The following is a 19,370-nucleotide window of genomic DNA, read 5'->3' on the forward strand; positions in this document are numbered from 1 at the left end:
TTGCAGGGCTTCTGCCCATAAATAACGACTGGCGTTTCTTGACTTTCTTTCCAATCCAGGTATAATAGGACTCATAATCATTTTTAGAAACAAAGGACGGTGCATCTATGTCTTCACTTTCAGTCAAAAATCTGAAAAACTACGTGGTCCTGGGGATCGCCGTGGCTGCTGCCTACATTTTTTTCCAGAAGGACCAGATCTTCCTCTACCGGCTCATCGACGGCCTCTTCATCGGCGGCATGCTCCCAATGATTCTGGGCTGTTTCCGCCTGGCCAAATATGCCGGCTCCTTTGATCTGCTGGTCTACTCCCACAAAAAGCTGGCGCGCTCGGGGAAAAACTCCGATCTTGCACAGGATGAAAAGGATTCCAATGGTTCTGCCGCTCCTGCTCCCGAACAGCTCGGGTCCTATTCCGACTATCTGACCCAGAAGAAACCGGCTGCCACCTATAAGGAGCCGCTTCTGGCCGGAGGCGTCTTTATCCTGGCCTCCCTGTTTTTGACCATTGCATTTTACTAAATGTGCATGACTCATTTATGTGTATTCTGTATATATTTGAGATATTTACTTGAGATTCATTGTGTTTATTATACAAATACATATATTGTGTGTCAAAGCAGAAACTGTTATTTTTCGTCCACATCGTAAATTGTCAGACAAAATAAAGGGATTAGGTTTTTAAAGAAGTTTTCTCCTTCGTTTAAACAACCTAATCCCTTTTGTATTTTACTCTAACTGGAGCTCTCCTGTTTCTGTGATCTCACAGCCTCCTCTGGTGCGGTTCACCTTTATGAGTCCCTGCTCCGAAAGACTCTGAAGGATGCTCCGGATCTTTCCCTCCGCCACCTGGATCCCTTCATTCTCCAAAATTTCCTGGAGACCGGCCCGCCCGGTCTTCGGATTCTGGGCCACCGTCTGTAAGACCCGTTTTTCCAGGGGAGAAAGCAGCGACGTTTTTTTCGCCATCTGAAGCCTTATGTAAGCCGGAAGATCCCGGATGGTCAGCTTTCCCTCCGAATGAAAACAGTAAACATACTTACAGAGGTTTTCGATCTCCTTTCCGTTGCCCGGCCATGAATACGCCGTCAGGCTGTTCCACAGCTCCTCGCTGCACATATCGGTCCAGCGCAGAGCTGAATTGTTGTAGATATTCCGTATAAAGTACTCAAATAAAAGCGGAATATCCTCGGGTCTCTGGCGGATGGGAAATGTCTCCAGGGATACCTCGCCGATCATATAAAAAAGAGACTTTAAAAACCTCCCCTCCTGGCACATGGTATAAAGATCCTCTTCCGTGGATGCGATAAACCGCACGTCGGGCATCTGGTCCATCATATTTAAAAATTCCTTCTGCATCGATATCGACATACAGTGAATGCCATTCAGATACAGGGTCCCGCCCTCTGCCCGATTTAAGATCCCCTCCCGGCCGTCTCCGGGAAACAGCTCCTCCATGATCTGCCCTTCACTCAAAACCGTCAGATTCAGCTTCATAAAGGGCTCTGCACTTCTCCTGGAATTATTGTGGATGGCCTGGGCCAGCACCTCTCTTCCCGTACCCGGCTCCCCGGAGATCAGCACCCGGTAATCCGTTAAGGAGATCCGTCTGGCCGCCTCCACCATGCGCAGAGAGCGGCTGTTGGCCGTCCGGTAATCATCAAAGCGGAAGTAGGCCCCTTCTCTCTTTATAACGTTTCCTTCCGTATCCCCCTCTGGAGCCGGTCTTTCCAGGGCCGGCTGGTCCATATGGCAGTGGATCATGGTCAGTCTCCGGTGGTTCATGTCCCGGATCTCCTGGACTGTCAGCTTCAGAGGCTCCTCCTTACCCCTACAGACCAGGAAAAATGGGGAACGCTGGTCCTGGGACCTTTTCGCAATGCCGTCCAGCTCCGGTACCGCCTCCTTAAGGAGCGTACCCACCAGGTGGGATCTGGGAATATCCAGGGCCTCCTTAAACTGCTTATTGATCATCTGGATCTTCCCCTCATCGTCTATGATACAGATGCCCGTATCAATGTTGCTGATGATGCTCTGGGTAATGAACTTCGTGTTAGTGGCCTGGCTCAGCTGGTGATTGGATATTTTCAAAAGCTGCACAAACTGGTTGATATAATTTAAGGACACCACATCCGCCAGGCTTAAAGGCAGATGGAAAAATGAGGCGATCTCCGAGATCGTCGAAATATCGGCGATCCGGATCCCGATGTCCACCAGCGTCTGGACGTTCCTGGGAGCCAGCTTATTTTCTCCCACCGTCACCGCATACTGGATCCTGGGATCCGTCTCCGGACAGTCCGGATAGTATGGAATGAAACGGTATTGGGTGATCCCAAGTGTGTATAGAAGCTGTATGCTGTCCTTTGCCGAGCATTCCGAATCATTGACCAGATACACCTCCGAATTGGACGGGATCGAAAGGATCCTGTTTAAATACGTATGGTTAAAGGTCCGGATACAGATCAGATACCGGATCTTCGGCGTCATGAGAGGCTCTGCCATCCTGGCCGCGGATCTGGAGCTGAACAGTACCAGATCCGCCTTTTCCATCCGTTCCGTATCCACATCTGCCGCAAGGCAGGTTTCCAGATGGATATATTTACTAAATATATGATTTAAATAGGACCGCATTCCTACATTTGTCGTTGAGCTCTGAGATACGATCAGCATTGTGGGCTTTTCCACCTTATACCCCCCCCTGTATTTTTCATTCAATTCCATTATAGTCGCTCATATACAGAAAAACAACCAGATCTCCCAGTCCTATATATTTTTTTGTTTTTCCTCCCTATGTTCCATAATTTCTTTGACATTTTCACAAAAAATTTGTACAATAGTACTGATTTAGAGCTATGATCTAAGAAAGGAGCGTGCTTTTCAATTGCTGCTGATCAAAAATGGAAATTTAATCACCATGGCCGGTATGTATGAGCAGACCGGCGATATCCTGATCGACGACGGAAAGATCGTAAAGGTCGGCCAGGTGGGAGAGGTGCCGGAGGACTGCCAGATCATCGATGCCGCCGGACGCACCGTCACTCCCGGTCTTGTGGACCCCCACTGCCATGCAGGTCTATGGGGAACCGCCTGCCGCGAGGAAATGGACGGAAATGAGTATACGGAGCCGGTCCTTCCGGGACTGCGGGGCTTAGATGCCATCAACCCAGAGGATGCCACCTTTGACGCGGCTCTCCGCCAGGGGATCACCACCGTTGTGACCGGTCCCGGAAGCTCCAACATCGTCGGCGGAACCTTCTTAGCCATCAAGACCGCCGGCGAAGATATGGAGTCCCGTGTCATCTGCCCGGAGCTGGCCATGAAAATGGCTCTGGGAGAGAACCCAAAGATGACCTTCGGAAACCGTGGAAAGGCTCCCAGAACACGGATGATGAGCGCCGCCCTTATGCGGGAGGAGCTTTTTAAGGCAAAGGAATATTATGAAAACTATAAGCTCCATGGCCAGGAGCCGGATTTCCCGTTCGACTTCCACCTGCACTCCTTAATGCGGGTATTTGAAGGAATGCGGGTCAAGATCCATGCCCATCAGGCGGACGATATCCAGACTGCTGTCCGCGTGGCCAATGAATTCGGCCTTCATTACTCCATCGAGCATTGTACCGAAGGATGGATGATCCCGGAATTCTTAAAGAAAAACAACGCCGAGTGCCTGCTGGGCCCCACCGTCGGCGGCAAGAGCAAGATCGAATGCCAGAACCGCTCCTATGAAGCCGGACGGATCCTGGAGGAGGCCGGAGTCACCTTCGCCCTGATCACCGACGCTCCCTTCGTTCCCATTGAGGACCAGCTGCTCCAGGTCATCCTTTATGTGAAAAACGGAATGTCCAGGGAAATGGGAATCCGCAGCGTGACCTTAAACGCTGCAAAGATCACAGATATCGACTCCAGAGTCGGAAGCATCGAGCCCGGTAAGGACGCTGACATCGTCATCTGGGATGTGGAACCGTTAGACACCATGTACCAGGCCGGTATCGTCCTCATCGACGGAAAGATCGCATATGAAAGAAAGGCAGGTGAACGCAATGTTGATTATCAAAAACTGTAATCTGATCAACATGGCCGGAATCTACAAAGAGAAAAAGGATCTGGTGGTAAAGGACGGAAAGGTCCTTGATATCTGTGACGACGCCTGCCAGAAATACGGCCAGGGCAACGTGATCATCGACGCCTGCGGAAACTATGTGACTCCCGGTATCGTCGAGCCCCACTGCTCCCTTGGCGTCAAAGAAGAGGTCTTCCGGTTTGAGGGCAACGACGCCGACGAGACCACCAATCCCATTGTACCCCAGGTGCGGGCCATGGACGCCATCAATCCCAGGGACGAGGGCTTTAAAATGGCTCTGGCCGGAGGCGTGACCACAGCCGTTACCTGTCCGGGCAACGCAAACCCCATCGGCGGAACCTGCGCAGCCATCAAAACCACTGGCAATACGGTGGAGGAAATGGTCATGGTGCCTGAGATCGCCATTAAAATGTGCCTCACTGACGGAGTGAAAAATACATACGGCGGAAAGAGATCGCCCATGACAAGACTTGGCACGGCAGCCCTGATCCGCGAGGCTCTGATGAAGGCGAAACGCTATCATGACCAGTGGACCGCTTCCCAGAAGGATCCGGCAAATAAGCCGCCGAAATTCGATATGAAGCTCCACTCCCTGATGCGCGTATTCGACGGAATGCCCGTAAAATTCATCGCCAAGCGCGGCCATGACATGATGACTGCCGTGCGCATCGCCGAGGAATTCGGCTTCACCTATACAGTAGAGAACTGTGTGGATGCCTGGAGGATCACAAAGGATCTGAAGAAGCACAACGTCCGCTGCGTGCTGGGACCGGTCTACGGAGAAAAGAACAGTGAAAACCGTTACCGGGATCCCATTGCAGGCTCTGTTCTGGAAGAAAACGGCATCGAATTTGCCGCCACCACCGGCCATCCGGAAATGAACGTGGAGCTCTCCATGGTCCAGATGACGCTGATGGTGAAAAAGGGATTAAATCCCATGACAGCCCTGGAGGCCGTGACCATCAACGCAGCCCGCGCCTGCGGCCTGGAGGACCGGGTGGGAAGCTTAGAGCCCGGTAAGGACGCCGACATCGTCATCTGGGACGGCGATCCCTTTAACTTCTATACATCGGCTGCCACAGTCCTCATTGAAGGAAATGTGGTCTACCAGAAACAGCAGTAAAATTTCCATAAAAAGCGCTCCGGGATCTGGCTACCCTTGCGGCGCCTTTGTCCCGGAGCGTTCTTCTTTTTTATAGATCCCTGGCCGCCGGAAAACCATAGGCCGTCTCCGCACTCATAACAGCCCGGAGAATGGCTTCCGACATGACCTGAGCCGCCAGAGTACCCACCATGTCCAGATCCGCCTCCAGCGTCCCTGTGGACAGGGCGTAGATACTGTCACCATCTGCCGTCGTATGGACCGGGCGGATGGAGCGGGCATAGCCGTTGTGGGTCATGGACGCGATCTTACAAAGCTGGGTCTTGTGGAAGGCCGCATTGGTGATGACCGCGCCGATGGTGGTGTTGGCCACAAACTTATTTTTTACCACCTCATAGCTCTTATAGACCTCGTCCTCGGTACAAAGGAAGGATTTTTTATCCTTTGCCAGAAGTCCGGCAACCTTCTTACCATTTTTCCAGTCATAAATATCTCCCAAAGCGTTGACCGCCACAATGGCTCCCACCTGCAGTTCTCCGATCTGTACCGCGTAGCTTCCGATCCCCGACTTCATACAGAACTCCGGTCCGTAAAACTTTCCCACAGTGGCTCCGGTCCCGGCACCGAAATTCCCGTCCCGGTAATTGCCCTTTTCCGCATTCTCACAGGCCGCATAGCCCATAGCCTTGTCCGGCCGGACCCGGTGATCTCCCACCATCAGATCGAACAGGCAGGATTCGCACACCAGGGGAACCTTTGTGATCCCCACATCGAAGCCGATATTCCGCTCCTCCAGATACTCCATTACGCCTCCGGCCGCATCCAACCCAAAGGCGCTGCCTCCGGACAGCAGCACCGCATGGATCGACTCTGCCGCCGCTGTGGGCTTCAAGAGCTCCGTTTCCCGGGACGCCGGACCGCCTCCCCGGACATCCAGCCCCGCTGCCATGCCCTGCTCACAGAGGATCACCGTGCAGCCGGTGGCGGCGTCTTTGTTTTCTGCGCTTCCGATCTTTATGTTTTCCAGCTCCTGGATCTTTATTTCTTTCATTTGGGGGACTCCTTTCCTAGCGAATGATGCTGCACAAACTCAGCCTATTCCATCTCTCCCAGCATCTTCTCCGCATCATCCGCTGCCTTTACCTTATCGTTGGCGCGGATGATGATGCCGTCCTCATCGATGAGATAGGTGGTGCGGACCACGCCCATGGACACCTTCCCGTAATTCTTCTTTTCCTTCCACACATCATAGGCCTCGATGACCGTCCGCTCCGGATCGGAAAGCAGCGTGAACGCAAGGCCGTATTTCTCCTCAAACCTTTTATGGGAGGCCACAGAGTCCTTGCTGACTCCCAGTATCACCGCGCCCTTCTCCATAAACTGCGGATAGCGCTCCGAATAGCCGCAGGCCTGCTTCGTACATCCCGGAGTATTGTCCTTGGGATAAAAATACAGGATCACCTTTTTTCCTTTGTAATCCTCCAGTCTGTGCATGACTCCGTTCTGGTCCGGCAGCTCAAACGCCGGCGCTTTTGTTCCTGTTTCCAGCATTGCAGATCCCTCCTTGTGATTTCTCTTATCCACTATTTTAAATCATAACCGGCAGTTTTTCCACCGTTTTAAAGCAAACTTTCCTCCAGTCCCCGCCGGATCGTATCACAGAAGCGTTCTTCAATAACTGTACATTTCTTCCAGCATTTGGTATAATGCTCTTTAAACCTTTGAGAAATGAGATGATACCTTGCCTGTATAAGCCTGAACACAGAAAATTACATTCAAAGAGGTGTCGTATGATCACAGAAAAGAAAGAAAAACAGATTTTAATGATGTCCTTTTTTTCGGGACTCCTGTTTGCCATCGCAGAATTTATTTTTGCCATATACAGCCATTCCCAGTCTGCACTGACGGACGCTGTATATGATGCGTCGGAGCTGGTCTTCATTGCCCTGCTCCTATTCCTGACGCCCCTGTTCCATAAGCCCGTATCGGAAAAGCATCCCTATGGGTATTTCCAGCTGGAATCCATATTTGTCATAATCAAGGGCGTTATGATGCTGTCCGTGACCATGGGCGTGTCCGCCGAGGTTCTGGATTCCGCTTTATCCGGCGGTAATCCCATAAACAATGCCCAGGTCTCCCTTTTCCAGTTCTGCCTCGGCGCAGCCAGCATCATCATTTTTCTTCTGATGAAGCGGCTGAACCGGAACCTGTCCTCGCCCACCATCACCGCAGAGCTTCTGGGATGGAAACTGGATATTGTATACAGTCTGGGCATGTCCCTGGCCTTTTTCCTGTCCCGTTATCTGGAAAAAACTCCCCTGGGATTTATCACCCCATATTTTGACCAGATCGTGGCCGTCCTTGTTATGGTATTCATGCTTCCAGAAAGCATCAAGGTTCTCTGGAGCGCCGTCCGGGATATATTCCTGTTCTCGCCGGATGAGGAATTTATAAATGAGGTCAAGGCCCTCTGCGGACCGGTCCTGGAGCAGTATCGCTTCTCCCCGGTTTTCTTCGATATCACACGGACCGGACGGCACCTGTGGGTCGCCGTATATTTTAAGATCGACACCGGCAGCCTGAAGGTCCAGGACCTGTCCGACGCCCTGGATTCCTTAAATGAAAAGGCCCGGGAAAAATTCCAGGAATGCACCTGTGAGCTGATCCTGGTTCCTTAAATCAAAAAATATTCAAAATCCCCCTTGACTATACTGTTACTGTACGGTTTATGATAAAAACATACCGTAACATGCAAGGAGGATTTTTATTTATGTCCGGTGAAAATGCATATCGACAGCCCGTTACCCTGAAAAACGTGCTGATGTTTTCCGTCCCTACCATCGTTATGACCGTGTTCATGTCCTTTTATACCATGGTGGACGGCCTGTTTGTATCTAACCTCATAGGAACCGATGCCTTATCCGCCGTCAATCTGACAGCGCCTGTGATCTCACTGGTCACAGCCATCTCCACCATGCTGGCCACTGGAGGGAGCGCCGTCATCATGCGGAAGGCCGGACAGCAGAAAGCCCAGGAAGCCAACGAAGACTTCACTTTTCTGATCGCTGTAAACGTGGCGGTGGGACTCATCATGTCCGGCCTGGGATATCTGATCATGGACCGCCTTTTTGAACGCATGAGCCTGTCCCCTGCCGTGGCCGGCTACTGCCGTATCTATCTGAGCCGTTATCTGATCTTTACGGTTCCGATCCTTCTGATGAACAATTTCACCTTGTACATGATCGCCGCCGGAAAGTCCGCTCTTTCCATGGTCTGTTCCATTACGGGAGGAATTTTGAATATAGTCCTGGACTATGTCTTCATCTCCATATTGGATATGGGGATCGCCGGGGCAGCCATTGCCACAGGGCTGGGGTACTCCGTGACAGCAGTGGCCGGTCTTGTGATCTTTTCCAAAAAAGACTGCCTGCTCCATTTTGTAAAGCCCGTGTGCAGGATCCGGACCCTGGTAAGCGCTGCTTCCAACGGAAGCTCGGAAATGGCAGCAGCTCTGGTGACTGGCATCGTCACCATGATGTTCAACTGGACCATGCTGAAATATGTGGGAGAAAACGGTGTGGCGGCCATAACCATCATCATGTATGTCCTGATGTTCGCCACATCCCTGTATACCGGCTATTCCTATGGCGTAGCACCCATGATCAGCTTCTATTATGGCGAGCAGAACCAGGATAAATTAAAGAAGCTGATCCGTCTCAGCATGAAGATCATCGGTTTCATTGGAGCGGCTGCTCTGATGGTCTCCCTGGCGGTCACAGAGCCCCTGGTGGCCATCTTCGCCCGGCCGGACAATCCTGTTTATGATCTGGCGGTAACAGGAAACCGCATCTGCTCCTCCGCTCTGGTCTTCATCGGCTTTAACGTATTTGCCAGCGGCATGTTCACGGCCCTGTCCAACGGCCTGGTTTCCGCAGTCCTGGCCTTTTCCCGCTCCTTTGTGTTCATGGTGGCCGCCATGCTGATCCTTCCGGCCATACTCGGTGTCACAGGCGCATGGCTGGCGACTCCGGCTGCTGAAGCCGCGGCGTTCTTACTGTCCGCTGTTATGTTTATAAAATACAGGAAAAAGTATCAGTATTAGGAAATGAGGCTGCCAGCAGGCCGGGGATCCTAAGTCAGGGTCCTGGCCTGCCGGAAGCCTCTCATGTCCAGAAAACTGTATTATGTACAATATTTTTTATATGCTTTCATTATTTCCCACTGGATCTCATCTCTAAAACGCTTTGGTCCAATGATCTCACACCTGTTAATATGGCTCATTCCTGATATATCTTTCCAGATGCCCACTGTATCGAATATATATTAGTATATGCAAAACTTGCTTACTATGCTAAAACTGACATCCGCGCTTTCAGTAAAATTGTATTTAAGGCAAACATCCTGTGTCATTAATATAGCAGCCTATAATACAGCCTGGGATGAAATTTAAGTGCTTTCAGCCCAGGAGTAAGAATAACTGCACTCTTTTTCATAGGTAATTGAGAGTTATTTTCCATCTATTTCAGTATTCTATTGTTCCAAATTACTCAGGCTCTTTTTGCTGATTTTACAAATAATTCCACGATCTGTTATCAATACTACCTTTGCCTTTGCTGTATCGCCAATTTTATCATAGATTCTTCCGGCACTCATACTCTCACCAATAACCGTATATGTACTATTTGCCACATAACCAATATCTCCAAGGCCTTCCATTTTTACCACGATTGCTTCCTTATCGTATTGGTTATCTGGCTCCTTCTCCAACTGCAGTGTCATACCCGGCTTCAGAAATTCTTTTCCGTAATAATATTTAGTTCCTGTCAGTGTAAAATAAATTTTTCCCATTATAATTTCCCTCCCATTAAAGATTGTAACAATTCGGATTCGAGCCACCATTCTCAAAATCTTATCTTACTTCGTATACAACAAACATATAACATTTTTCTTTGTGCTCCACCGCTTTGATGAAGACTTAATCTTCCGAACACTCTTTGTAATCGTCCTGTTTACAAATAGATCTATAGCTTTATTGGTGTAACCAACCATTATTTGTGTAATACCCCTTCATCCTCAAGAACCACCGTTTCCTTGAATATATCTGATGATGTCATCTTGCAGCAAATAGCTGTACATAAATCCATATAATCAAGTTAATTTAGGATTTTTCCGCCAGGGCTTTCCGAGAAAACTTTATACTCCATATATGATGGTTTACTATCACAGACATTTTAATTCCATTACCTTACAAAGCAACTTTCCAAAGGATTGTCTAAATTGCACATCATCCTCTGCGATTCTCTTTCTTGGATCTTTTACATGATTCTTTGAAGACGCCCTCCTAGCTTTCTTGTTCAAATATCATTCCATGAGCATCCGGTCTATATTATCATTGGTATACCATTTACCAGATTGATGGATTGCAAAAGCTCCTTTTCCAAGAACCATTGCAGCCACTCCATAATCCTGCATTAAGACAATATCATCTTTATTGCAAATATTTTCATATCATTTTCTCCTATATACAGCTGGTAGTGTCAAAAACTACCTACTTTTTATTGTTTAAATCTATTAAAAACCTCGATTTTACGGGAAGTTTCAAATAAAAAGAGCATTGACCTCCCTTTTCTGGTATAATGTCTATCGCCAAACAAACATCCCCGAAAGGAGCCAATGCTCATGGACATTATACTATACTTACTTTCTCTTATTCAATACCAACATCAACAAATTTGCTGGCTTTTAAATTTTATCTGCAGATATATCCCTCTCAAACAGTGGGCGTTCGATGATTCCCATTCTCCCAAATATCAGAAATTCAAAGTAGATGAACTTCCTGTCATTAAAACCTTTATCAAACAGGACTGGCAGTTCCTCCTTGAATACTATCAGTGGAAATATCATAAGCCCCTGAAGCCCGTTCAACGCCGGAACGGAAAAACCATCCCTGATGATACCGTATGCCCTCTGTGCGGCGCTCCACACCATTTCATCTATGACAACAATGGCGGCAATGGCCAGTATCAGTGCAAGGTCTGTGGACAGACCTTCTCTACTGGTGACTCCGTAACTGCTCCGAGCCGCTTTTTATGTCCTCACTGCGGACATTCTTTAGTTCCAAAGAAAGACCGGAAATTCTTCCGCAGGCACAAATGCGTGAACCCTAAGTGCCCTTACTATCTCCATAATCTCGCAAAAGTAGACCGCAAAGATTTGGAAGACGATAACGGCAAAACCAAATATAAGCTCCATTACATCTACCGTGAATTCACGGTGGATTTCTTTGCCATGGATTTAAATTCACTTCCAAAGAATGCTTCTTCCCTGAAATTCTCCAGGCACAACGCACATGTCATGTCCCTCTGTCTGACTCTGCATATCAACCTCGGGCTTTCTTTAAGGAAAACTTCCCAGGCTCTCAAAAACCTTTATAACATCAGCATCTCCCACCAGCAGATCGCCAACTACTGCAAAACTGCTGCTGTCTGTATCAAGCCCTTTGTCGATCATTACGGCTACAAAACAGGCGATGTTTTTACTGCTGACGAAACCTATATCAAAGTCCGGGGAATCAAAGCGTATATCTGGTTTATCATGGATGCCGCAAGCCGTTCCATTATCGGTTATCAGGTCTCTGACAGCCGAAGTGTCGGTCCCTGCATCCTTGCTATGCGGATGGCTTTCCGCCATCTGGCAGAACTGCCCGAAAACTTTCAGTTCATCGCAGATGGATACAGCGCTTATCCATTAGCTGCCATGGAGTTTGCCAGAAAATTTAAAAATAACTTTAAATTCAGCATTACACAGGTGATCGGCTTAACCAATGATGACGAGGTTTCAAAGGAATTCCGTCCCTACAAGCAGATGATTGAACGCCTGAACCGCACCTACAAGGCCTCTTACCGCACCACAAATGGATTTGATAATTATGAAGGTGCCAACTACGACTTAGCCTTATGGGTGGCTTACTATAATTTCCTGCGTCCACATAAACACAAGCAATATCAGGTCCTGAATCAGGTCGATATGCTGAATCAGGCTGACAATATGCCAGGTAAATGGCAGCTGCTTATCTTTCTGGGACAACAGACCATCTTAAACCTCCAAGCCGAAGGCTCTAACTGTTCTTAGATTCCAAGCCTGAGGTAGCATAACCAGCCACCGAAAGCACTGCTTTCGGCCTGCCCTTGAGGGCACGCAGAAGAACTGCTACACTGCTGTATACGACGGATGAATTTCTAACTGTTCTTGAGTTCTTCGCCGTCGGTGAGTCGCCTACAGCAGTTCTTTTGCGTGCTGTCAAGGGTGGCGGAAGTCTGCCCCAGACTAAAATATCTGCAATTTTCAAGGTTCATCTGAGTCTTTTTCTTTTGACTCAGTTTTTCATAGTTTACTTGACACTACCATACAGCTTTTATTAGATAATCTTACCTGATAAATGATCGATTTCATGCTGACAAATTTGCGCTGTCCATCCAGATAATTTCTGACGTTGTTGCTTCCAGTTAAAATCATAGTATTCTACTTCAATTTCCTGGTATCTAGATGTTTTGCGAAGCCCCTCTAAAGACAAGCAGCCTTCTTCTGTTTCATACAATCCGTTTTGGGAAGTAATTACTGGATTAAACATGACAACATCGATAAATCCCATATTCACAATAATAATATTCTTCTTTACACCAATCATATTTGCTGCCATACCAACACAATGTTCACGGTTTGCCTGCAGTGTATCCTGCAAATCTTTTCCTACCTGAATGTCAGCTCTTGTAGCGGGTGTAGATGGCTGACCTAAGAAGAAAATGTCTCTTACAATCTGTTTTACCATGCTGTTCTCCCTGTATCTTTATTTATCTATAACTCCATATTTCGTATCCTTGCCGTCTTGCCGAATCGTACACAGGCTGCATATTCTTCTGCAAAATATTATAAAATTCTTCCTTAGAATTCCCCGGCCTATACAACTCCTGTCCTGCCCAAATGGAATGCAGATTATCTCTATAACAAGCCTCAAACCGTTTATGCAAGTCCTCTTTCTCATAAATTAAATTGTACATATCGTACTGATTTTCTGCAAAAACAGTAAAAAAAGGATCCCATTTCGGTAGTTTGTTACTTTTGGATGAATTTAGAGAGGAATCCATCGGCATTAGATTCCATAATTCATCGTTCATAACAAAAGACCATGGTATAAAATGATCCACATCATAATTCTTTTTAAAAATCGGTTTGCCAGTAAACACATCTCTTACCTCTTTTACATCTAAAATGCCCTCCCATAGGCCACGCACATGATTTAGCTTGCGCATCTTCTCATCCATTGGTGCCAGTTTGTAAATTAATCCTGGGACCTCTGGATTATTATTTTGTAACCATTTTACCTTTTCATACTGTATCCACCCAAGAATATTGACCGTATTATCCTGAATCATGTTCATCCATTCAGCACTGAAATGGACCTCTTTTTTCAGCTTACTACTATCTCCAAATGTATAAGGTAAACGAGTAACAGTACTGTCAATTCGGCGGATATATTCTGTTAACCTGCGAATGCTTCCCCAAGGCACTTCTTCCTTTCTATTGGAGAAAAATCCTGCCAATGCACGTCCTGGGACCATATTAGTCAGCTGTTCTTTATAGGTTTTTAATTCCAGATCATATCCATAAATAGCATTTTTTATTTCCATCTTGGATGCATTTGACGGCAGACTGCTAATATCTGTTAGCTTAAGAACCGCTCTCTCTAGCCCATCTCTTACGAATCCATCTGCCTGCAATCCACTAAGGTGAATATGAAATTCCCTTACGGAATACCATGCATTACAAATCATCTCGTCAATAATTGCATTAAATGTGGTATCTTGCGTCCCTTCAGAGATAATATTGACAATTGCTTCCAACCAATAGAATTTATAACAATAAGAAGGATCCTTCATCATCTGGGAAAAACCAGAAATATCTAAGGTGTTATAATATTTGCCGTCAACATTTAACAAATATTCCCCTTGCGGAGGATTAAATTTAGCCACTTCTCTTCACCCCTTCCTGGACGTACATCAGAAGTAATCCACTGTTCCTCAACGGTAAGTTCTGGTATTTCTTTTATAAATTCCTAAAATGTATCTTCTCTAAAATCCGTAAAATAACGCCCATTACGTTCCCCTTCGAAATTACCATATTTTAAAGGATGTATAAATAACACTATTCTCTTTCAGCGCATTGCACATCTTCTGAAATACAGGAAACTGTTCTATCTTTGGTAAATGTAAGATGGAAGAACATGCCCAGATTCCATTATACATACTTATTGCATCAAGATCTTGAAATAACATTTCCTTTACATCAATCCCAGAAAATGCACTGACCAGTTTGCAAAGTTCTGCTGATCCATCCGTTGCTGTAACATCATATCCTTTCTAAAGAAAAAACTTTGTATCCCGACCAGAACCACAACCAAAATCAAGAATAGATGCATGTTCAGCTAATAATCGGTGAAAACGGTTTTGAGGTATATGCATGTCCGCATTCTGAGTATTCTCTATGAAATTTTTTGCATTAAGATTGTAATAGTTAATTGTCTGCTCCATAGAATATCTCCTTAAAATTAAATCTTAGTATCATAAAATGGTCTGTCTCTCGAATTTTTAATGGGGCAGACCATATTATGTTTTGATACCTCTTTACCACTAATAATAGTTTCAATACACTAATTATAATCCCCAAGCAGAACAATATCAATTTAAATAATACTATCGTTTGTGTCAAGTAATCGTTGGCAACTTACCCACTTCATTTTTTCCTTATGATATTTTTTCTGTTTTTGGGTATGCCAAATAGACCCTATGGGTTTTCCTTTGTTTAACAACAGAACGCTCTCTTAAACGCCTTTCTGGATGCTGTCTGTATCGCTTCAAACAGCGGCATATGCACATTTACCACATCCACATACGGATTTCCTTTCCCGTCCTTCTTTGGAGCTTTTGCGGCACTTAATGTTTCCACGATCTCCTGCATCTGCATTGTGAACACCAAGCCATCCGTATATCGCTCTATCGTCTCAATCAATTCCTTGTTTTCTTTTTGGTAAAGGATCTTGGCAAGGTTATTGGCTCCGTTTACCGACCAGCGCATCCTTCGGTTCTTCATCCTCAGCGTGATCACCGTACAATTCTGATTTTCCTGCACACCCATCCTTTTATAAAGAATCCCTTCCGGCGGGGCTGCTATCTTTATCCCCCTTTTATCGTAGGGCAGCAGACCTTCCCTGTTACGTTCCAGATATTGATATAATTCCCAGGCCTTTTGGCTGCTTTTATCCTTTTCATCCGGGCTTTCTACGCTGGTCGCATATATCTGTATATATTCCAGCATTTCCTCCGGCTTGCCTGTATCAAACAGTTCCCGGATCTCTCTCTGCGCTTTCTTATCACGGATCTTCCCTGTGATCTCCTGATATACATGATATCTGTCTAACTGGAAGATTGCTTCCGGGTCATATGGCTCGTAGATCCAGCTGCCTCCATCTCCGTTTAAGATGCGCTGGCCGATCTCATCCGCATCATATTTCTTGCAAATACAGGCCTCCCGCTTTTCATGGAATTTCTTACTGTTCTCCATCCCCGCAAGCATGGTTTTTCCCACCAGGCTGCTGCGGCCCTGCTTTTCTTTCTCCGCATCCCAGCCTTCATACATGGTAAAGACTTTCATTTCCTGTTTTTTCATCTTTTTATGCTGTTCATCCTGCATGGACAGCCATACGCCATCCATTTCTTCAAACAGTACCGGAATCTCCTTTTTTCCCTCTGACTGGTCCGCATGCATCTGTTTTACAGCATGTTCTTCCTCTTCGCTGATCCTTTCACCCAACCGCTGCATCACGTTCCACACACCGCCGGCACTGATGCTCTGGCCACAGGTGCTGCTTATTGTCTCTGCTGTAACGCGGTACGGCGCTTCTGTTACCGTCATGGCCAGCTTCTCTGCCAGGTTTGTGGAGATCAGGCCTATCTTTTCCATCTGCATGGCTTCATCCAGCAGATACACACAGGCTTTCTTTCCATCCTCAAGTTTTGTCTGATAGACGTGCCTGCCATAGCTGACTTCACCGTAGACTGTTTTTATCGTGGTGGTGCGGATCCCTTTATCCCGGTAATTCTTTTTATCCCTCCCCTCTGCCAGTTCCTTATCATAAGCCTCCAGCATGGCAGTTGTGATCTCTCTGCCCAGCTCACATACATAAGAAAATATTTTTTGCTCCAACTCCTTGAAAGATATTGGTTTTTCCTCTACAATAGTTTTCATCATACAGTTTCCTTTACATGTTTTTCTTAGCAGTTAACATCATAAAGAAAAACTGTGTGATTGGGAAGCAGGGATTTTCTCTGTTTCCCTTTTTTGTCTTAGGAATAGTTCCTATATTTGCCAATGATAATTATACACTAACAATACTATCTTATCTTCACTATTTCATAATACTCTAACAAATTCAGGGACGTATTCTCTCTTTTTCATAAGCAATCTATACTGTAAAAAAACCAGTCTCTATACGATACTGACATCCCGAACCCAGGTCATCTTATCCTAATTCTATTTCCTGTTTTTTACAGTTTCTTCGGCGTGATGCAATATTCTCTGCACCGTAGCTTCTCTGTATCTGCATCTGCTTTGGAGATCACGATTTTCCCTTTGATCTTGGTAGTTGCCATATCGATAGCAATTTCCTGACCATTTTCCTCTGTCTTTCCTTCTGAACAACATCTGATCCTACTGGTCCATGCTTTCGATCTTGTGCTCCGAGGAAACAGAGATATCTTTGACATCTGTTTCAGATTGTAGACAGATACCTACGGAGCCATATCTACCAACAGAACTTTTCCCTTTCCATTGCAAGACCAATTCCAAAATTTTTCCTATATCATCTCTTACTTGCATTTAATTCGATTCTAACTCGTTTTAATTCGTTTCCTGTTGAGGTAAATTTATTTTTAACTCGTTATTGCGAGTTAGAAATACGTTAATCATTTATATAAAGCCCCCCGCTTTCTGACAGAAGTTCCGAAACAACGTCTCGAATTTGCTTTTTCGTGCAAACTGAGATGCTTTGAACTTGCTTTTTCGTGATTTCGGAGTTATGATCAGATCATATTATGGATATACTATCCTCAAAAGCCGTTTTCCGATTGCTAACTTTCTGCAGGGCGATACTGGATAGCCAAAAGTTTTTGAACTTTCTGGTTCCGTCAATGGAAGTGGAATTGAATACGATGTGTTTATGAACATGGGATCGATCGATATGAGTTGCCACAATGAAGGCATGCTTACCTTTTGTAAAACGGAGAGCCAGTTCCTGCCCCAATCAGTTCGCTTCCTCCGGTGTGATCTTGCCGGGCTTGAAGGACTGACGAATCTGGTAAGCAATCACTTCATGCCTCTGTGGCGGCGATCGGTAGTCTGCTCATATTGGCGTTTGAACAACATAAACTTTTTATCCACGGTCATGGGATCATGACCAGTTCACCTTTGTCCGTCTTCTCCGGATTCTTCGCATAATCCGTTCTGTCGCCCAGACTCTGGGAAATGGTTTTTCCCCTTATTCATGTGCATGGGAATACGTCTGGTTACTGCCATGGGCATCCGTTCCTTTCGCATATTTATACAAAAAAAAGACCTGAGGCGTATCATTTCCCCAGGCCCGTTAAGTTGTGATTCGTCATGAAAAGATAAATTTCAATTTTTTTCCGGTCAATTCTTCCAGACAGAGAGAGACTACCTCGGCAAACATGCCAGAAAAATGAGAACGGCAAATCCAAATATGAGCGCCGCATAGATCCAAAACATGCTGAAAAAAGCATCAAAATACAGACACCCAATACCAGATATACAAGTCCGATAACCATAGCAAAAAGGTTCAAGGCGAGGGAGTAGACGATAGAAAGCACGGCAACAATTACCATGATCGACAGTGCAAGTCTTCGAGTGGGGGCGGACATTTTAAATGAATCGTTTTTCCATCCCAATTGTAATAATCCATTTAATCAGTCATTGATGCTCCCGGTTTCAATTCACTATCACAAAAATATTGAGTATTATAACCTAACACTTTATTTCCTCCAAAGAAAACCTCTGTACCTCTTACAAATTCTGCAGAAATATTACCATTATTAATAGCTTTAACTAGAACTTTATCTTTAAGGTCTGTAGCTTCTACTGTGATATCTTGGATAAATCAAGGTCCTTCATAATCATTTATCTTCATCTCAATTTCTCTGTAAGCTTTCCCTCTGTTTATTAGTAGAAAATTAAACCAGGCCGTTGGCACGGCAACCAGATCTAAGTACATGGAGCTCCATGCTTTTGATATAAAAAACGCGGAAGATTCAAAATCTTCCGCGATAGTGTGCTGGCGTCCCCGGCGCGATTCGAACGCACGGCCTTTCGCTTAGGAGTAGACCCGATACGACATCGGGAAGTGGCATCTAATGCTTAAAAATGCTTGGAAATACAAGGTTTTTCAGCATTTCAAATCCCATCTGATACTACGCTGTGATAGCTAATTCAGAGGGATTTTACACCGTCCGATTGGCTCGAAATTAGCAAGTCTTTCGATTTTTGGTGGACGTTGCAAGTGCAAGTAAATGTCACTATGTAACTTCTCGTGATGCGAAATGATAGGAAATCCTATTCATTCTCGTGTGAGGGTGCGGGTGTCCTTAGACACAGATTTCAGTCTGTTTTATATATCATTTCAAAATGAATTTTTCAACCAGAATTATTAAGAATTTCAAAGGTTTTTCAGACTCAATGATTCTATGTAATTTAGACCCGCCGAAGCAGGTCTTTTTTTATTTCAGCATAATCTCTCTATCCTCAGCGCCGAGCATATAAGCACCCTTGGCAAAAGCATCCCTTGCAAGAAGCTCTGCTACATCAACCCTATCGAACAGCATCCATATTTCTTTCTCTTTCGGAGTCAGTTCATGGCTATGGTCAAACAAATGCTCAAGTCCCAATCCTTCAAGCAATGCCGACTTTGCTGCTTTGTATTCCTCAGCTCTGCCAACATATTCGTCGTTCCTTTCCTTGGAAAATGCCTCGATATTGTCAGCTCTCAGATGCTCGTAATACTCGTCCATAAAGATTCTATCCATACTCGTTGACCTCCATAACAAAAAAATAAGGGCAGACCCTT

Annotated in this window: 15 protein-coding genes and 2 pseudogenes; 6 read left to right on the forward strand and 11 right to left on the reverse strand. The window is 45.8% G+C overall.

Features of this window, described 5'->3' with window-relative positions; genetic code table 11:
- Positions 1-107: 107 nt before the first annotated feature.
- A complete protein-coding gene (locus ACI6NM_RS09105) occupies positions 108-521 on the forward strand; it encodes a DUF3899 domain-containing protein (protein WP_262427093.1) in 414 nt (137 codons plus the stop codon).
- A 207-nt stretch (positions 522-728) separates the two neighbouring features.
- On the opposite strand, the gene ACI6NM_RS09110 is transcribed toward ACI6NM_RS09105, so the two are convergent.
- Entirely contained in the window at positions 729-2,684 is a 1,956-nt protein-coding gene (locus ACI6NM_RS09110) for a sigma 54-interacting transcriptional regulator (protein ID WP_337811256.1), read from the reverse strand.
- A 196-nt stretch (positions 2,685-2,880) separates the two neighbouring features.
- On the opposite strand from ACI6NM_RS09110, the gene ACI6NM_RS09115 reads away from it, so the two are divergent.
- Positions 2,881-4,062 carry an amidohydrolase gene (locus ACI6NM_RS09115; RefSeq protein ID WP_262427091.1) on the forward strand — a complete coding sequence of 394 codons (1,182 nt, stop codon included), beginning with the start codon at positions 2,881-2,883 and terminating at the stop codon, positions 4,060-4,062.
- Positions 4,040-5,203 carry an amidohydrolase gene (locus ACI6NM_RS09120; protein ID WP_262427090.1) on the forward strand — a complete coding sequence of 388 codons (1,164 nt, stop codon included), beginning with the start codon at positions 4,040-4,042 and terminating at the stop codon, positions 5,201-5,203. The genes ACI6NM_RS09115 and ACI6NM_RS09120 overlap by 23 nt, the downstream gene beginning before the upstream one ends.
- 70 nt (positions 5,204-5,273) lie before the next feature.
- Here ACI6NM_RS09120 and ACI6NM_RS09125 read toward each other — a convergent pair whose 3' ends face one another.
- Both ACI6NM_RS09125 and bcp read right to left on the reverse strand, forming a co-directional pair.
- A complete protein-coding gene (locus ACI6NM_RS09125; RefSeq protein WP_262427089.1) occupies positions 5,274-6,233 on the reverse strand; it encodes a P1 family peptidase in 960 nt (319 codons plus the stop codon).
- A 44-nt stretch (positions 6,234-6,277) separates the two neighbouring features.
- On the reverse strand, positions 6,278-6,733 hold the full coding sequence (bcp, locus tag ACI6NM_RS09130; RefSeq protein WP_158359761.1) for a thioredoxin-dependent thiol peroxidase: 456 nt from the start codon (positions 6,731-6,733) through the stop codon (positions 6,278-6,280).
- Between the two features lie 239 nt (positions 6,734-6,972).
- On the opposite strand from bcp, the gene ACI6NM_RS09135 reads away from it, so the two are divergent.
- Both ACI6NM_RS09135 and ACI6NM_RS09140 read left to right on the forward strand, forming a co-directional pair.
- Positions 6,973-7,860, forward strand: coding sequence for a cation efflux transmembrane domain-containing protein (locus ACI6NM_RS09135; RefSeq protein WP_262427088.1), 888 nt, complete (start codon positions 6,973-6,975; stop codon positions 7,858-7,860).
- A 92-nt stretch (positions 7,861-7,952) separates the two neighbouring features.
- On the forward strand, positions 7,953-9,284 hold the full coding sequence (locus tag ACI6NM_RS09140) for an MATE family efflux transporter (protein WP_262427087.1): 1,332 nt from the start codon (positions 7,953-7,955) through the stop codon (positions 9,282-9,284).
- A 428-nt stretch (positions 9,285-9,712) separates the two neighbouring features.
- Here the strand turns inward: ACI6NM_RS09140 and ACI6NM_RS09145 are convergent, their stop codons facing one another.
- The gene (locus tag ACI6NM_RS09145) at positions 9,713-10,030 is read right to left on the reverse strand and encodes an HIRAN domain-containing protein (protein ID WP_262427086.1); all 318 of its coding nucleotides are present in this window, start codon (positions 10,028-10,030) and stop codon (positions 9,713-9,715) included.
- A 372-nt stretch (positions 10,031-10,402) separates the two neighbouring features.
- Positions 10,403-10,684 (reverse strand): annotated as a pseudogene (locus tag ACI6NM_RS09150) (DUF188 domain-containing protein); the annotation flags it as partial.
- A 177-nt stretch (positions 10,685-10,861) separates the two neighbouring features.
- Here ACI6NM_RS09150 and ACI6NM_RS09155 point away from each other — a divergent pair.
- On the forward strand, positions 10,862-12,313 hold the full coding sequence (locus ACI6NM_RS09155; protein ID WP_438500852.1) for an IS66 family transposase: 1,452 nt from the start codon (positions 10,862-10,864) through the stop codon (positions 12,311-12,313).
- 286 nt (positions 12,314-12,599) lie between these two features.
- Here ACI6NM_RS09155 and ACI6NM_RS09160 read toward each other — a convergent pair whose 3' ends face one another.
- The 6 genes and pseudogenes from ACI6NM_RS09160 to ACI6NM_RS09185 form a co-directional block, all read right to left on the reverse strand.
- On the reverse strand, positions 12,600-13,010 hold the full coding sequence (locus ACI6NM_RS09160; protein ID WP_418839038.1) for a peptide deformylase: 411 nt from the start codon (positions 13,008-13,010) through the stop codon (positions 12,600-12,602).
- 22 nt (positions 13,011-13,032) lie between these two features.
- Positions 13,033-14,211 (reverse strand): HNH endonuclease domain-containing protein, encoded by a 1,179-nt coding sequence (locus ACI6NM_RS09165; RefSeq protein WP_418839039.1) that lies wholly within the window; start codon positions 14,209-14,211, stop codon positions 13,033-13,035.
- Positions 14,172-14,769 (reverse strand): annotated as a pseudogene (locus tag ACI6NM_RS09170) (class I SAM-dependent methyltransferase). Before ACI6NM_RS09170 ends, ACI6NM_RS09165 begins: the two are co-directional and overlap by 40 nt.
- 271 nt (positions 14,770-15,040) lie before the next feature.
- Positions 15,041-16,486: an ISLre2 family transposase gene (locus ACI6NM_RS09175; RefSeq protein ID WP_438500853.1), complete on the reverse strand. Its 1,446-nt coding sequence runs from the start codon at positions 16,484-16,486 to the stop codon at positions 15,041-15,043.
- A gap of 835 nt (positions 16,487-17,321) precedes the next feature.
- Entirely contained in the window at positions 17,322-17,486 is a 165-nt protein-coding gene (locus tag ACI6NM_RS09180; RefSeq protein WP_438501100.1) for a relaxase/mobilization nuclease domain-containing protein, read from the reverse strand.
- Between the two features lie 1,537 nt (positions 17,487-19,023).
- Positions 19,024-19,329 carry a hypothetical protein gene (locus ACI6NM_RS09185; RefSeq protein WP_002304425.1) on the reverse strand — a complete coding sequence of 102 codons (306 nt, stop codon included), beginning with the start codon at positions 19,327-19,329 and terminating at the stop codon, positions 19,024-19,026.
- Between the last annotated feature and the right edge of the window lie 41 nt (positions 19,330-19,370).

The sequence above is a fragment of the Pilosibacter sp. YYHA0881 genome (genome assembly GCF_051602715.1).
GTDB lineage: Bacteria > Bacillota > Clostridia > Lachnospirales > Lachnospiraceae > Alitiscatomonas > Alitiscatomonas aceti.

What these genes read in the sequence shown, in the direction of transcription:
- ACI6NM_RS09155 (WP_438500852.1), top strand. Translation starts at nt 10,862, where the DNA reads ATGGACATTATACTATACTTACTTTCTCTTATTCAATACCAACATCAA.
- ACI6NM_RS09125 (WP_262427089.1), bottom strand. Translation starts at nt 6,233, where the DNA reads ATGAAAGAAATAAAGATCCAGGAGCTGGAAAACATAAAGATCGGAAGC.
- bcp (WP_158359761.1), bottom strand. Translation starts at nt 6,733, where the DNA reads ATGCTGGAAACAGGAACAAAAGCGCCGGCGTTTGAGCTGCCGGACCAG.
- ACI6NM_RS09120 (WP_262427090.1), top strand. Translation starts at nt 4,040, where the DNA reads ATGTTGATTATCAAAAACTGTAATCTGATCAACATGGCCGGAATCTAC.
- ACI6NM_RS09175 (WP_438500853.1), bottom strand. Translation starts at nt 16,486, where the DNA reads ATGATGAAAACTATTGTAGAGGAAAAACCAATATCTTTCAAGGAGTTG.
- ACI6NM_RS09105 (WP_262427093.1), top strand. Translation starts at nt 108, where the DNA reads ATGTCTTCACTTTCAGTCAAAAATCTGAAAAACTACGTGGTCCTGGGG.
- ACI6NM_RS09145 (WP_262427086.1), bottom strand. Translation starts at nt 10,030, where the DNA reads ATGGGAAAAATTTATTTTACACTGACAGGAACTAAATATTATTACGGA.
- ACI6NM_RS09160 (WP_418839038.1), bottom strand. Translation starts at nt 13,010, where the DNA reads ATGGTAAAACAGATTGTAAGAGACATTTTCTTCTTAGGTCAGCCATCT.
- ACI6NM_RS09135 (WP_262427088.1), top strand. Translation starts at nt 6,973, where the DNA reads ATGATCACAGAAAAGAAAGAAAAACAGATTTTAATGATGTCCTTTTTT.
- ACI6NM_RS09140 (WP_262427087.1), top strand. Translation starts at nt 7,953, where the DNA reads ATGTCCGGTGAAAATGCATATCGACAGCCCGTTACCCTGAAAAACGTG.
- ACI6NM_RS09185 (WP_002304425.1), bottom strand. Translation starts at nt 19,329, where the DNA reads ATGGATAGAATCTTTATGGACGAGTATTACGAGCATCTGAGAGCTGAC.